The following is a 13,866-nucleotide window of genomic DNA, read 5'->3' as shown; positions in this document are numbered from 1 at the left end:
GTTGATGCAACACCTGTAACACTGCGGCGCTGAAATGGTTCACCGCCGCAGCTATAGCCAGAGTCACAGCCCAAAAAGCCGTGATTCTTTTTGGAAAATTTGACGACCAGCAGGGGCATCCGGGCTGGTGCCCGGACTATCTGCGGGATCCGTGGTGGTTTGACCCAAACCTTGAGACAGGTTTGGGTGGCCCTGCGGTTTCTACGCCGGTGGTGTCCCCTTACCGAGGGTGACCAAGCATGCAAGAAAGCGTGATGCAGCGCATGTGGGACAGCGCCCACCTATCCGGTGGTAACGCGGCCTATGTGGAAGAGCTCTACGAGCTTTACCTGCACGATCCCAACGCTGTGCCAGAGGAGTGGCGCACATACTTTCAAAAGTTGCCGGCGGAGGGTAACGCAGCTACGGATGTGTCGCATTCAACGATACGCGACCATTTCGTTTTGCTTGCGAAAAATCAACGCCGTTCCCAGCCAGTTTCGGCTTCCAGCGTAAGCTCGGAGCACGAGAAGAAACAGGTTGAGGTACTGCGTTTAATTCAGGCTTACCGCATGCGCGGACATCAGGCTGCCAAGCTTGATCCGCTTGGCTTGTGGGAACGCCCTGTGCCCGCTGATCTGGGTATCAATCACTACGGCTTGACCGATGCTGACCTGGACACCAATTTCCGTACCGGTGGTCTGGTAATTGGCAAGGAAGAGGCTACTTTGCGTGAAATTCGCGACGCGTTGGAGCAGACATATTGTCGCACCATCGGCGCCGAGTTCACTCACATCGTCGACTCCGAGCAACGCAGCTGGTTCCAGCAGCGTCTTGAGAGCGTACGTGGCCGTCCTGATTTTTCCGGTGAAGTACAAAGCCATCTGCTTGAGCGCCTGACTGCCGCCGAAGGTTTGGAGAAGTACCTGGGTACCAAGTATCCGGGCACCAAGCGTTTCGGTCTGGAAGGTGGCGAGAGCCTGATCCCCTTGCTGGATGAAATCATTCAGCGCAGCGGTTCGTACGGCACCAAAGAAATCGTTATCGGCATGGCTCACCGTGGTCGTCTCAACGTTCTGGTCAACACCTTTGGCAAGAACCCACGTGACCTGTTCGACGAATTCGAAGGCAAGAAAACCGAAGGTTTGAGCTCGGGTGACGTTAAGTATCACCAGGGTTTCTCTTCGAACGTCATGACCGCCGGTGGCGAAGTTCACCTGGCGCTGGCATTCAACCCTTCGCACCTTGAAATCGTCTCCCCGGTAGTTGAAGGCTCGGTACGCGCGCGTCAAGACCGTCGTAGCGATGCTATCGGCGACAAGGTTCTGCCAATTTCCATCCACGGTGACGCTGCATTCGCAGGTCAGGGCGTGGTCATGGAAACCTTCCAGATGTCGCAGACTCGCGGCTTCAAGACGGGCGGCACGATCCATATCGTCATCAACAACCAGGTTGGCTTCACCATCAGCCGTGCAGACGATGCTCGTTCGACCGAGTACTGCACCGACGTGGCGAAGATGATTCAGGCGCCGATCTTCCATGTGAATGGTGATGATCCGGAAGCCGTACTGTTTGTGACTCAGATGGCTGTTGATTACCGCATGCAGTACAAGCGTGACGTCGTTATCGACCTCGTTTGCTACCGTCGTCGCGGTCACAACGAAGCGGACGAGCCGAACGGTACCCAGCCGCTGATGTATCAGCAGATCTCCAAGCAGCGCACCACACGTGAGCTGTATGCCGAGATGCTGGTCAACGCTTCGCGTCAGTCTGCTGACGAAGTTCAGAGCAAGATCGACGAGTACCGCACTGCGCTGGACAACGGCCAGCACGTAGTGAAAAGCCTGGTCAAAGAGCCGAACAAAGAATTGTTCGTAGACTGGCGTCCGTATCTGGGCCACGCCTGGACTGCACGTCACGACACGCGCTTCGACCTGAAAACCCTGCAGGAGCTTTCGGCCAAGTTGCTCGAAACCCCGGACGGTTTTGTGGTTCAGCGTCAGGTCTCGAAGATTTACGAAGACCGTCAGAAGATGACGGCCGGCGCGTTGTCGATCAACTGGGGCTTTGCCGAAACTATGGCATACGCGACCCTGTTGTTCGAAGGTCACCCGATCCGTATTACCGGTCAGGATGTGGGTCGCGGTACGTTCTCGCACCGTCACGCCGTTCTGCACAACCAGAAAGACGGCTCGACCTATGTACCGCTGCAGCGTCTGTATGATGATCAACCGAAGTTTGATCTCTACGACTCATTCCTGTCGGAAGAAGCTGTACTGGCATTTGAATACGGTTACTCCACCACCACGCCTAACGGTCTGGTGATCTGGGAAGCTCAGTTCGGCGACTTCGCCAACGGCGCTCAGGTGGTGTTTGACCAGTTCATCTCCAGCGGTGAAACCAAGTGGGGTCGTCTGTGCGGCCTGACCATGCTTCTGCCACACGGCTATGAAGGGCAGGGTCCGGAGCACTCATCGGCACGTCTGGAGCGTTATCTGCAGCTGTGCGCTGAGCACAACATGCAGGTGTGCGTACCGACTACGCCGGCGCAGATCTACCATTTGCTCCGCCGTCAGGTGATTCGTCCGCTGCGTAAGCCATTGGTCGTGTTGACGCCTAAGTCGCTGCTGCGCCATAAATTGGCGATCTCGACGCTGGAAGATCTGGCCGACGGTTCGTTCCAGACGGTCATTCCGGAGATCGATGCTATCGATCCGAAGAAAGTTGACCGGGTGATTCTGTGCAGCGGCAAGGTTTACTACGACTTGCTCGAGAAGCGTCGCGCTGAAGGCTTGAACAACATTGCAATCGTGCGACTGGAACAGCTTTATCCGTTCCCGGAAGATGACTTGGCGGAAATTCTTGCTCCTTATAAGAACGTCAAACACATCGTCTGGTGTCAGGAAGAGCCGATGAACCAAGGTGCCTGGTATTGCAGCCAGCATCACATGCGCCGTGTGGTTGCTGCGCATAAGAAGACTCTGGTTCTTGAGTATGCCGGCCGTGAAGGCTCTGCATCTCCAGCATGTGGTTATGCATCGTTGCACGCCGAGCAGCAGGAAAAACTGCTGCAGGACGCATTTACTGTTTAACGCCTTCGCGCAAGAGGCGGCCTTAGAGGGCCGCCTCGTTAAAACCGAATTTAAGGACATACACAATGGCTATCGATATTAATGCCCCAACTTTCCCGGAATCGGTTGCTGACGGCACCGTTGCTACCTGGCACAAGAAGCCGGGCGACGCAGTCAAGCGCGACGAACTGATCGTTGACATCGAGACTGACAAAGTCGTTATCGAAGTGTTGGCTGAAGCTGACGGCGTGATCGCTGAAATCGTCAAGAACGAAGGCGACACCGTACTCAGCAACGAACTGCTCGGCCGCCTGAACGACGGCGCTACTGCCGCTCCGGCAGCTGCTCCTGCTCAGGCTGCTGCCGCGCCTGCCGCCGCAGCACCGGCTGCAGCTGAAGGTGATGATCAGATTCTTTCGCCTGCAGCACGCAAGCTGGCTGAAGAGAATGGCATCGACCCGAACAGCATTTCGGGTACTGGCAAAGGCGGTCGCGTTACTAAAGAAGACGTAGTTGCTGCTGTTGAAGCCAAGAAGAATGCACCGGCTGCTGCGCCTGCCAAGGCTGCTGCTCCGGCTGCCGCTGCTCCAGTCATGCCTGCTGGTGACCGCGTTGAGAAGCGCGTACCGATGACGCGTGTTCGCGCCACCGTTGCCAAGCGTCTGGTTGAAGCTCAGTCGAACATGGCCATGCTGACCACGTTCAACGAAGTCGACATGACTGAAGTCATGGCGCTGCGTTCGAAGTACAAAGACCTGTTCGAGAAGTCGCACAATGGCGTGCGTCTGGGCTTCATGTCGTTCTTCGTTAAAGCGGCAACCGAAGCGCTGAAGCGTTTCCCTGCGGTTAACGCCTCGATCGACGGTTCGGACATCGTTTACCACGGTTATGCGGACATCGGTGTTGCTGTTTCCAGCGACCGCGGTCTGGTGGTTCCGGTTCTGCGTAACGCTGAGTCGATGAGCCTGGCTGAAATCGAAAACGGCATTGCCACTTTCGGTAAGAAGGCGCGTGACGGTAAGCTGTCCATCGACGAGATGACCGGTGGTACCTTCACCATCACTAACGGTGGTACTTTCGGTTCGATGATGTCGACGCCGATCGTTAACCCGCCGCAAGCTGCAATCCTCGGCATGCACAACATCATCCAGCGTCCTATGGCCATCAATGGCCAGGTCGTTATCCGCCCAATGATGTACCTGGCGCTGTCTTACGATCATCGCCTGATCGATGGTAAGGAAGCCGTGACCTTCCTGGTAACCATCAAAAACTTGCTGGAAGACCCAGCGCGTCTGCTGCTGGACATCTAATCCCAGTTTCTCCCTCGGCGGCTCTCACAAGGAGCCGTCCGGTCTCTTTGAGAAGGAAGTAAGTTATGTCTCAGAAATTCGACGTGGTAGTCATCGGTGCCGGCCCTGGCGGTTACGTAGCAGCCATCAAGGCCGCTCAACTGGGTTTGAAGACTGCTTGTATTGAAAAATACCAAGACAAAGACGGCAAGATCGCCTTGGGCGGTACTTGCCTGAACGTCGGTTGCATTCCGTCTAAAGCACTGCTCGACAGCTCGTGGAAGTACCACGAAGCGCAGGAAGGTTTTGCTGTTCACGGTATCACTGCCAAAGGCGTGAGCATGGACGTGCCGGCGATGGTTGGCCGCAAGAACACCATCGTCAAGAACCTGACTGGCGGTGTTGCCACTCTGTTCAAGGCTAACGGCGTAACCCTGCTTGAAGGCCACGGCAAACTGCTGGCTGGCAAGCAAGTAGAAGTGACTGCACAAGACGGCACCACGCAGATCGTTGAAGCCGGTAACGTGATCATCGCGTCGGGCTCCAAGCCAATCGACATTCCACCAGCGCCTGTTGATCAGGACGTTATCGTCGACTCGACCGGCGCCCTGGACTTCCAGAGCGTACCGAAGAGCCTGGGCGTTATCGGTGCTGGCGTAATCGGTCTGGAGCTGGGTTCTGTCTGGTCGCGTCTGGGTTCGGAAGTGACTGTTATCGAAGCACAGGACAAGTTCCTGCCTGCTGCTGATGAGCAGATCGCCAAAGAAGCCATGAAGACCCTGACCAAGCAAGGCCTGAAAATTCGTCTGGGCGCACGCCTGACCGGTTCGGAAGTGAAGAAGAAGCAGGTCACTGTGACCTTCACTGACGCTGACGGCGAGCAGCAGATGACTTTCGACAAGCTGATCGTAGCGGTCGGCCGTCGTCCGGTTACCACCGATCTGCTGGCTGCAGACAGCGGCGTTGACATGGATGAGCGTGGCTTCATCTTCGTTAACGATCAGTGCGAAACCAGCGTTCCGGGCGTTTACGCCATCGGTGACGTGGTTCGCGGCGCGATGCTGGCTCACAAAGCATCGGAAGAGGGCGTAATGGTTGCCGAGCGTATTGCCGGCCACAAAGCTCAGATGAACTACGACCTGATTCCTTCGGTTATTTACACTCACCCGGAAATCGCATGGGTCGGCAAGACCGAGCAGCAGCTGAAAGGTGAGGGCGTTGCTGTCAACGTCGGTACCTTCCCGTTCGCGGCCAGCGGCCGTGCAATGGCTGCCAACGACACCGGCGGTATGGTTAAAGTGATTGCTGATGCCAAGACTGACCGCGTTCTCGGCGTTCACGTTATTGGCCCAAGCGCTGCTGAACTGGTTCAGCAGGGTGCAATTGGCATGGAATTCGGCACCAGTGCTGAAGATTTGGGCATGATGGTGTTCTCGCACCCAACATTGTCCGAAGCGCTGCATGAAGCGGCGTTGGCTGTAAATGGCGGCGCCATTCACATTGCCAACCGCAAAAAGCGCTAAATAATTCGCCAAATCGCGCGGACACGCGTGCTGATCGTACAAGCGGGCTCGGAAATATGCAGAAACATGCGTAAAATCCGGGCCTCGCTTGCGCAGGTAAAGATCATCATCTGTCCGCGCGGTGCAACAAAGGCGATTTGGAACAAAAAGAACCACGGCATCGGCCCGCGTCGGCTCAAGTCAGGCGCGGAATGCATGTCGGGCTGCTCCTCGAAGCAGCCACAGGTGGTGCGGCATCATAAGTGCAGCATCGAATGCGCAATACCCAAACGAAGACGGTAGACAAGCATGAATCTCCACGAATATCAGGGTAAGCAGCTGTTCGCTGAATACGGCCTGCCCGTATCCAAGGGCTTCGCAGTAGACACCCCAGAAGAAGCAGCAGCAGCTTGCGAAAAAATCGGCGGCACTGAGTGGGTTGTTAAAGCCCAGGTCCACGCTGGTGGTCGCGGTAAAGCGGGCGGCGTAAAGCTGGTCAAGAGCAAAGAAGACGCCAAGGCTTTCGCAGCCAACTGGCTGGGCAAGCGTCTGGTAACTTATCAGACAGACGCCAACGGTCAGCCGGTTAGCAAGATTCTGGTTGAATCGTGCACTGATATCGACAAAGAACTGTATCTGGGCGCTGTAGTAGATCGCTCCAGCCGTCGCATCGTGTTCATGGCCTCGACTGAAGGCGGCGTGGACATCGAGAAAGTGGCTCACGATACCCCTGAGAAAATCCTCAAGGCGACTATCGATCCGCTGGTTGGCGCTCAGCCGTTCCAGGGCCGCGAGCTGGCTTTCCAGCTGGGCCTGAAAGGCGACCAGATCAAGCAGTTCACTCAGATCTTCGTTGGTCTGGCCAAGCTGTTCCAGGACTACGACCTGGCTCTGCTGGAAGTGAACCCGCTGGTAATCAAGGCTGACGGCAATCTGCACTGCCTGGACGCCAAGATCAACATCGACAGCAACGCCATGTACCGCCAGCCTAAGCTGCGCGCTATGCATGACCCGTCGCAGGACGATCCGCGCGAAGCTCACGCTGCCAAGTTCGAACTGAACTACGTTGCCCTTGAAGGCAACATCGGCTGCATGGTCAACGGCGCTGGTCTGGCCATGGGCACCATGGACATCGTTAACCTGCACGGCGGCCAGCCGGCTAACTTCCTTGACGTTGGCGGCGGTGCTACCAAAGAGCGCGTTACCGAAGCGTTCAAGATCATCCTGTCCGATGACAATGTTAAAGCCGTACTGGTTAACATTTTCGGCGGTATCGTTCGTTGCGACATGATTGCTGAAGGCATCATCGGCGCAGTGAAAGAAGTCGGCGTTAAAATTCCGGTTGTTGTTCGCCTTGAAGGTAACAACGCTGAGCTGGGCGCTAAAGTCCTGGCTGAAAGTGGCCTGAACATCATCGCGGCAACCAGCTTGACCGACGCTGCTCAGCAAGTCGTCAAAGCTGCGGAGGGCAAATAATGAGCGTCCTGATCAATAAAGATACCAAAGTAATCTGCCAGGGCTTCACCGGCTCGCAGGGTACTTTCCACTCTGAACAAGCCATTGCTTACGGCACTCAGATGGTTGGCGGCGTAACACCGGGCAAGGGTGGTACTACTCACCTGGGCCTGCCAGTGTTCAACACTGTTAAAGAAGCTGTAGAAACCACTGGCGCAACTGCCAGCGTTATCTACGTACCGGCTCCATTCTGCAAGGACTCGATCCTGGAAGCAGCAATGGGCGGTATCAAGCTGATCGTTTGCATTACCGAAGGTATTGCAACCATCGACATGCTTGAAGCCAAAGTTAAGTGTGACGAACTGGGCGTTGTCCTGATCGGTCCTAACTGCCCAGGTGTTATCACTCCGGGCGAGTGCAAGATCGGCATCATGCCAGGCCACATCCACTTGCCAGGCAAAGTAGGCATCGTGTCGCGTTCCGGCACCCTGACTTACGAAGCTGTTAAGCAGACTACTGATGCTGGTTTCGGTCAGTCGACTTGCGTTGGTATCGGTGGTGACCCGATCCCAGGTTCTAACTTCATCGACATCCTGAAGCTGTTCCAGGAAGACCCGAAGACCGAAGCGATCGTGATGATCGGTGAGATCGGTGGTTCGGCTGAAGAAGAAGCTGCAGCGTTCATCAAAGCCAATGTGACCAAGCCTGTTGTGTCCTACATCGCTGGTGTTACCGCTCCTGCGGGCAAGCGTATGGGCCACGCCGGTGCAATCATCTCTGGCGGCAAGGGCACTGCAGACGAGAAGTTTGCTGCTCTGCAAGACGCCGGTGTTAAAACCGTGCGCTCCCTGGCTGACATCGGCAAAGCCCTGGCTGAGCTGACTGGCTGGGAAGTCAAAAAAGCTTAATTGCTTTGTTGATTAGAAAGAGGCCACCTTCGGGTGGCCTTTTTTGTGGGCGTTTGCGCGATTAATGTCGGCCATGCGACAAGCGGCTGCAGTAATTCGACAGTCCGACCAGTCTAACTGCCGTCAAATCGCTAATTTCGTTAGTATTGCAACTATCAACCCGTCAGTCCCTTCACAAGAGTGACTCGGCGTTTTAGTGGTCTTGCCTATTCGGCTCGACGACGTTTCCCCGATCCCTCGGGAAACCCTCGGAACTCATTATTTTCTGCATGTGGTATTCCCCTCTATGACTCGTTTGAAAGGCTCGGACCTTCTGGCCCTCGGCTTCATGACTTTTGCGTTGTTCCTTGGCGCAGGCAACATTATCTTCCCACCCAGCGCCGGTATGGCTGCGGGTAGTAACATGGGATTGGCAGCCTTTGGCTTCCTCCTCACAGGTGTTGGCTTGCCTTTGCTGACCATCGTCGCGCTGGCGCGTGTGGGTGGCGGTATGGCGTTGCTTACTGCACCACTGGGAAAAACGGCAGGGTTGGCCTTTGCTGTGGCGGTTTATCTGACTATCGGCCCTTTGTTTGCCACGCCTCGCACGGCGGTGACCTCGTTTGAAATCGGCCTCGCGCCGTTCATTGGCGAGAGCAGCATGGCGCTGTTTGCCTACACCGCGGCCTTCTTTGCCGCAGTGATCTTCCTTTCGCTAAACCCCGGTCAGTTGGTCGACCGCATCGGTAAGTTCATCACCCCGATCCTGCTTGCCGCGTTGTTGGTGTTGGGCGCAGCGGCGGTGTTCGTGCCTGCCGGCAGCGTCGGCAGTGTTTCGCCGGCTTACCAGTCGACGCCGATGGTGCAGGGCTTCCTTCAGGGTTACCTGACTATGGATACGCTTGGTGCACTGGTGTTCGGCATCGTGATTGCGACCGCTATCCGCGATCGTGGCGTGACTGACAGCAAGCTGATCACCCGTTACTCGATCATCGCCGGTTTGATTGCCGCTGTGGGCTTGTCGCTGGTTTATCTGGCGTTCTTTTATCTCGGCGCTACCAGCCAGGGTATTGCCGCCGACGCTCAAAATGGTGGGCAGATCCTCACTGCGTATGTGCAGCACACCTTCGGTCTTTACGGCAGTCTGTTGCTGGCTGTGGTTATCACGTTGGCGTGTCTGACCACCGCAGTAGGCCTGATCACAGCCTGTGGCGAGTTCTTCAGTGAGTTGCTGCCGGTGTCGTACCGCAACGTAGTGCTGTTGCTCGGCGTGTTCAGCTTGCTGGTTGCCAATCAGGGCCTCACGCAACTGATCAGCGTTTCGGTGCCGGTGCTGGTAGGCCTGTATCCACTGGCTATCGTGTTGATTGCCCTGAGTCTGCTCGACAAACTCTGGCTCAGCTCGCGCCGGGTGTTTGTGCCGGTGATGCTGGTTACGCTGGTGTTTGGTCTGGTTGATGGCTTCGCGGCAGCAGGCTTCACCCAGTTGGTGCCAGAGCTGTTCACTCGCTTGCCGTTGGCCGAGCAAAGCCTGGGTTGGCTGATTCCGGTATTGGTAACCCTGCTGGCTGCGGTTGCTTATGACCGCTTTGCCGGGCAACCCGCTGGCGCATTAGCCAAGTAATCGTCGCAAGCATCAAGGCCGCTCTTAGTAGCGGCCTTTTTGTTGGACACAGTTTTTTCAGGGCTGGCTATAATCGGCGCAGGTTTAGAAGGAGTTTCCATGCCGATTAGCAGTACTGAATGGGTTCATTTGCTCGCCGTTGTCTGGTTTGTGTTCTGCTGGGTGGGCTACACCCGTTATTCGCACGCAAAGGCCGCTACCACACCTTGTCTTGCCAGCGTGTTGCATCTCTATCGGGAAGACTGGATGCGCCGCATGTTGCTGCGCGATAACCGGATTGCCGACGCCAGCGTGATTGGCAATCTTGAGCGCAACGCTTCGTTCTTTGCCTCCAGCACCCTGATTATTCTCGCCGGTATCCTCACCGTGCTCGGTTCATCAGACCGGGCATTGTCGCTCTTGGCTGACCTGCCATTTGTTGAGGCGGCGAGTCGTGAGATGTCCGAGATCAAGTTGCTCTGCCTTGGCGTGGTCTTTGTCTATGCCTTCTTCACCTTCAGTTGGTGCATGCGCCAGTACAACTTTGCGGCGGTATTGGTCGGTTCGGCGCCAATGCTGGGAGAGCGCCATGTAACCGAGCAAGAGCGCAAAGCTTTCGCTGATCGTGCTGCCCGGGTGATTTCAATGGCCGCCAACCAGTTCAACTATGGCTTGCGCGCCTATTACTTCGGCATGGCAACTTTGTCTTGGTTTATTAATCCCTGGTTTTTCATGATCGTGACTACAGGTGTGGTCATGATCTTGTATCGCCGTGAGTTCCACTCTGATGTATTAGAGGTCATGGTTTACACCCAAACCCCGTCTTTCGAACCGGCCAACAAGGAAAAAACCGAATGAGTCTGCCATTTTGGTGTGTGTTTATCAGTGCGTTGTTGATTTATATAGCCAAGGCGCCTGTAGCCAAGGCCATGCAAGCCGAGAGTGGGACTTACGACAATCATCATCCGCGTGCGCAGCAGGCACGCCTTACAGGCTTTGGTGCACGGGCGCTGGCTGCGCACATGAACAGTTTTGAGGCGTTCCCGATTTTCGCTGCGGCTGTACTCATGGCGCACGTGACGCAAACTCAGGGTTATCTGGTAGACACCCTGGCGATTGTTTTCGTCGTCAGCCGGGTTTTGTATTTGGTTTGTTACTGGTGTGACTGGCACTGGCAGCGCAGTGTGGTTTGGGCCGTCGGCTTAATCAGCAGTCTGCTGTTGATGCTCACGCCAGCGCTCTAACCGGCGCAAACTAAAAGGCCCGCACAATGCGGGCCTTCTAGTACTTAAGGACGTTATTCCTTAACCGCGTCCTTGGCTTCTTCGCTCGCTTCGTTCATTGAGTCGGCGGCATCATCCATTGCGTCACCCATTTTTTCACCGGCTTCATCGGCGCTGTCCATGGCGGCATTGGCTTTGTCTTTCATCGCGTCGCCAGTTTCTTTGGCTGCATCGCTAATAGCTTCGCCACTTTCTTTAGCAGCGTCAGACATTTTCTCGGCAGCTGCAGCGGCAGACTCCTTGGCATCTTCCATCTTGTCTTCCGGAGTTTTTTCGCAAGCAGCCATCGCTAAAGTTGCGGCGAGCAGCAGGGCATAGCTAAAAGGTTTTTGCACGGTTAGTACTCCTTATAAGTATCAAATTAGCCGGTTACAGCTTCAGCTTAGCCGTTTGAACGCAATCTGCCTGTCGAAGTTCCGTGCGCTGCCGTGCAAAAGATGGCTTGAGATCAGCGCCCATGTCGCACAAGCGCCTGTCATGGCGTTATTATCGGCGCCCTGTTTTTTGCACCCACAAGGCTTTCCAGATGAGCGATACGCTTATATTTGAGCGCGCGCAGCGCTTCCTGAGTGCGTTGCGCCATTGTCAGGTACTCGGCTTGCAAGTGTGCAGCGCCGATCCGCAGGGGCTCACCATGCGCCTGCCTTACAGCTCGGATATCGTCGGCAATCCGCAAACCGGTGTGATTCACGGCGGCGCGATTACCACTCTGATGGACACAACCTGTGGTATCGCGACTGTTTGCGTATTGCCGGACTTCGAGATCTGCCCAACGCTGGATCTGCGCGTGGACTACATGCACCCGGCGGAACCGCACAAGGATGTATTCGGTTTTGCCGAGTGCTACCGCGTTACACCGACCATTATTTTCACCCGCGGCTACGCCTATCAGGATGATCCTGCGCATCCCATTGCGCATGTCGTCGGTACGTTCATGCGTCTCGGCAGCGGCGCCGTCAAGAGCGGGCCTGGGCCGCTGGCAAAAGGGGCAGGGCAATGAGTGATTTCGATTTGGCCGCCAATGTTACACACGCGCATGAGTCGAACGACTATGGCGCGTTGATCAGTCTTTTTCCCTACGCCAAATTGCTGGGTATCGAAGGGCTGCCACTCGGCGATGAGGTGGTATTCCGCCTGCCTGCGAACAAAGATAACATCGGCAATCCGGTACTTCCGGCGCTGCACGGCGGGGTTATTGCGGGATTTATGGAACACTCCGCAATGCTGCATCTGCTGATGATAATGGGTACCACACACTTTCCCAAAATCATCGACTTCTCGATAGATTATCTGCGTGCCGGGCATTACCGTGACACCTACGCGCAGTGCCAGGTTTGGCGTCAGGGCAAGCGTGTGGCCAACGTGGCGATCACCGCCTGGCAGACCAATCGGGCAGAGCCGATTGCAACGGCGCGGGCGCACTTCAAAGTGGATGAAGCCTGAAATTTTTCCGCAGTGCATGCAGACAATAGTTAAGGATGTATGAATGGATGCTTTGCTAATACTCGCAGGCTTGCTGCTGATTCTGGCAGGCTTGGTCTGGCTGGTTATCAGAGCGTTCAGTACGAGTTTGTTATGGGGCTGGGCGAGCCTGTTGCCGCCGCTGACACTGCTCTTTGTACTCCTTAAATGGCGCGCTGCGCGTCAGCCGATCGGCCTGGGCGCGCTGGGGTTTATCCCCCTTATCGTGGGATTGGCGATGCTCGGGCATCAGGACCCGCAGCGCATCAATGAAATCCTCAGCCTCAAGTGGCTGCAATCCGAACAGCAAGGGCCGTCCGAGCTGTCGATAAAATTGCACGGCACGCTCAACGGCCAGCCATTCAGCCCGCAACAAGGCGAATTTATCGGTGGCGTGCTGACTTTGCGTGAAGGCCATGATTTTTATGCGCGCCGCGAATTGATCATTCGCTTGCCGGAATCGATGCGCAACGCCACGCGGATAGATGTTCTGCCGACCGATACAGGCCCATTGCCTGAAATCGAGCTCAACTGGCTGTTGCCTGAACAAGACTTGCCCGAGGCGAGGCTGCTACGCAATGGCTACACATTGCACGCCGATTTAAAGCCCTTGGCGCCGAACAAGTTTGAGGGCGAGCTGCATCTGGTGTTGCCGCCGGGCTACAAGACTTCACTAGATGGTCACGTAGAGCTTTATCGCAATGGATTGCGTTATGTGGACGGCCGAGTTGACCGCCAGTTCGACTCAAACGACACAGTGGCTTATGTGCTCAATGATTACCTGCAACGCCGCTTCGCCACAGCCGATGTTCAGCTTGATTCCTTGCCGGTTGTGAGCTTTAGCCAAAACACTCTGGCGCTCAACGCCTCGGCGACTATCAACGGTGTAGCCCGGCAGTTGCCGGTTACCCTGCGTAAATTCCCCTTGCGTGGCTGGGCTGTGAGTGATGACCGTTACCCGGCGCTTGCACAACCTGAGGCCACAGCGCCTGAGCCAGCCATTACTCAACCGTTACCGGCTGCGCTGCAAAGCAGTGCGGATGCGCCGCGTATTGATCGTCGCGAGAATTTCTCTCTCAAAGGGCTTTTGCGCAGTCCTGACCGCTATCGCAACCTCAATCTGCGTGTGACTAACTTGCAGGGCAACACGGCGAAGGGCAGGTTTATCGGCATTGATGGCGAAGGCAATTTGCAGCTAAAGCGTCGCCTGAACGGCGCTGGCGAGGCAACCTTCACCTTTAGCCCGACAGACATCGCCGAGATCGTGCTTCTCGAGCCTTGAGGGCGCAATTGGGGCAGGCTTAACGCTTTTGCGTAAAAGTTTGCCCGCTGTTGA

The 13,866-nt window shown here is 55.9% G+C and carries 12 protein-coding genes; 11 read left to right on the top strand and 1 reads right to left on the bottom strand.

Annotated features, from left to right (window positions below):
- The first annotated feature begins 239 nt into the window (after positions 1-239).
- The 8 genes from PMYSY11_RS11910 (at position 240) to PMYSY11_RS11875 (ending at position 11,030) form a co-directional block, all read left to right on the top strand.
- Positions 240-3,071, top strand: a complete 2,832-nt coding sequence (locus tag PMYSY11_RS11910) for a 2-oxoglutarate dehydrogenase E1 component (protein WP_069900201.1) — start codon at positions 240-242, stop codon at positions 3,069-3,071.
- 65 nt (positions 3,072-3,136) lie between these two features.
- Positions 3,137-4,360, top strand: coding sequence for a 2-oxoglutarate dehydrogenase complex dihydrolipoyllysine-residue succinyltransferase (gene odhB, locus PMYSY11_RS11905; protein WP_150549306.1), 1,224 nt, complete (start codon positions 3,137-3,139; stop codon positions 4,358-4,360).
- Positions 4,361-4,425: 65 nt separating this feature from the next.
- Positions 4,426-5,862, top strand: coding sequence for a dihydrolipoyl dehydrogenase (gene lpdA / locus PMYSY11_RS11900; RefSeq protein WP_090512131.1), 1,437 nt, complete (start codon positions 4,426-4,428; stop codon positions 5,860-5,862).
- 288 nt (positions 5,863-6,150) lie between these two features.
- Positions 6,151-7,317, top strand: a complete 1,167-nt coding sequence (gene sucC, locus PMYSY11_RS11895) for an ADP-forming succinate--CoA ligase subunit beta (RefSeq protein ID WP_069900204.1) — start codon at positions 6,151-6,153, stop codon at positions 7,315-7,317.
- Positions 7,317-8,204, top strand: a complete 888-nt coding sequence (gene sucD, locus PMYSY11_RS11890) for a succinate--CoA ligase subunit alpha (RefSeq protein ID WP_069900205.1) — start codon at positions 7,317-7,319, stop codon at positions 8,202-8,204. The genes sucC and sucD overlap by 1 nt, the downstream gene beginning before the upstream one ends.
- A 286-nt stretch (positions 8,205-8,490) precedes the next feature.
- Positions 8,491-9,807: a branched-chain amino acid transport system II carrier protein gene (gene brnQ / locus PMYSY11_RS11885; protein WP_069900206.1), complete on the top strand. Its 1,317-nt coding sequence runs from the start codon at positions 8,491-8,493 to the stop codon at positions 9,805-9,807.
- Between the two features lie 99 nt (positions 9,808-9,906).
- Positions 9,907-10,644 carry a DUF599 domain-containing protein gene (locus PMYSY11_RS11880; protein WP_069900207.1) on the top strand — a complete coding sequence of 246 codons (738 nt, stop codon included), beginning with the start codon at positions 9,907-9,909 and terminating at the stop codon, positions 10,642-10,644.
- Entirely contained in the window at positions 10,641-11,030 is a 390-nt protein-coding gene (locus PMYSY11_RS11875) for an MAPEG family protein (RefSeq protein ID WP_069900208.1), read from the top strand. The genes PMYSY11_RS11880 and PMYSY11_RS11875 overlap by 4 nt, the downstream gene beginning before the upstream one ends.
- Before the next feature lie 53 nt (positions 11,031-11,083).
- On the opposite strand, the gene PMYSY11_RS11870 is transcribed toward PMYSY11_RS11875, so the two are convergent.
- On the bottom strand, positions 11,084-11,404 hold the full coding sequence (locus PMYSY11_RS11870) for a hypothetical protein (protein WP_069900209.1): 321 nt from the start codon (positions 11,402-11,404) through the stop codon (positions 11,084-11,086).
- A 191-nt stretch (positions 11,405-11,595) separates the two neighbouring features.
- On the opposite strand from PMYSY11_RS11870, the gene PMYSY11_RS11865 reads away from it, so the two are divergent.
- Genes PMYSY11_RS11865 through PMYSY11_RS11855 form a run of 3 tightly spaced genes read left to right on the top strand, consistent with a single transcriptional unit; the run spans position 11,596 to position 13,812 of the window.
- Positions 11,596-12,069 carry a PaaI family thioesterase gene (locus PMYSY11_RS11865; protein ID WP_150549305.1) on the top strand — a complete coding sequence of 158 codons (474 nt, stop codon included), beginning with the start codon at positions 11,596-11,598 and terminating at the stop codon, positions 12,067-12,069.
- Positions 12,066-12,512 (top strand): PaaI family thioesterase, encoded by a 447-nt coding sequence (locus PMYSY11_RS11860; protein WP_090512123.1) that lies wholly within the window; start codon positions 12,066-12,068, stop codon positions 12,510-12,512. Before PMYSY11_RS11865 ends, PMYSY11_RS11860 begins: the two co-directional genes overlap by 4 nt.
- 43 nt (positions 12,513-12,555) lie before the next feature.
- Positions 12,556-13,812: an MFS transporter gene (locus PMYSY11_RS11855; RefSeq protein WP_150549304.1), complete on the top strand. Its 1,257-nt coding sequence runs from the start codon at positions 12,556-12,558 to the stop codon at positions 13,810-13,812.
- Positions 13,813-13,866 lie beyond the last annotated feature (54 nt).

The sequence above is a fragment of the Pseudomonas marincola genome (genome assembly GCF_900682675.2).
In the GTDB taxonomy this organism is placed as follows: Bacteria; Pseudomonadota; Gammaproteobacteria; order Pseudomonadales; family Pseudomonadaceae; genus Aquipseudomonas; species Aquipseudomonas marincola.
This window is presented reverse-complemented; position numbering and strand designations above follow the sequence as displayed.

Bases quoted from the DNA above. Each gene is read 5' to 3' on its own strand.
- PMYSY11_RS11910 (WP_069900201.1), top strand. From the start codon at position 240: ATGCAAGAAAGCGTGATGCAGCGCATGTGGGACAGCGCCCACCTATCC.
- sucC (WP_069900204.1), top strand. From the start codon at position 6,151: ATGAATCTCCACGAATATCAGGGTAAGCAGCTGTTCGCTGAATACGGC.
- PMYSY11_RS11855 (WP_150549304.1), top strand. From the start codon at position 12,556: ATGGATGCTTTGCTAATACTCGCAGGCTTGCTGCTGATTCTGGCAGGC.
- brnQ (WP_069900206.1), top strand. From the start codon at position 8,491: ATGACTCGTTTGAAAGGCTCGGACCTTCTGGCCCTCGGCTTCATGACT.
- PMYSY11_RS11875 (WP_069900208.1), top strand. From the start codon at position 10,641: ATGAGTCTGCCATTTTGGTGTGTGTTTATCAGTGCGTTGTTGATTTAT.
- PMYSY11_RS11880 (WP_069900207.1), top strand. From the start codon at position 9,907: ATGCCGATTAGCAGTACTGAATGGGTTCATTTGCTCGCCGTTGTCTGG.
- lpdA (WP_090512131.1), top strand. From the start codon at position 4,426: ATGTCTCAGAAATTCGACGTGGTAGTCATCGGTGCCGGCCCTGGCGGT.
- PMYSY11_RS11865 (WP_150549305.1), top strand. From the start codon at position 11,596: ATGAGCGATACGCTTATATTTGAGCGCGCGCAGCGCTTCCTGAGTGCG.
- odhB (WP_150549306.1), top strand. From the start codon at position 3,137: ATGGCTATCGATATTAATGCCCCAACTTTCCCGGAATCGGTTGCTGAC.
- PMYSY11_RS11860 (WP_090512123.1), top strand. From the start codon at position 12,066: ATGAGTGATTTCGATTTGGCCGCCAATGTTACACACGCGCATGAGTCG.
- sucD (WP_069900205.1), top strand. From the start codon at position 7,317: ATGAGCGTCCTGATCAATAAAGATACCAAAGTAATCTGCCAGGGCTTC.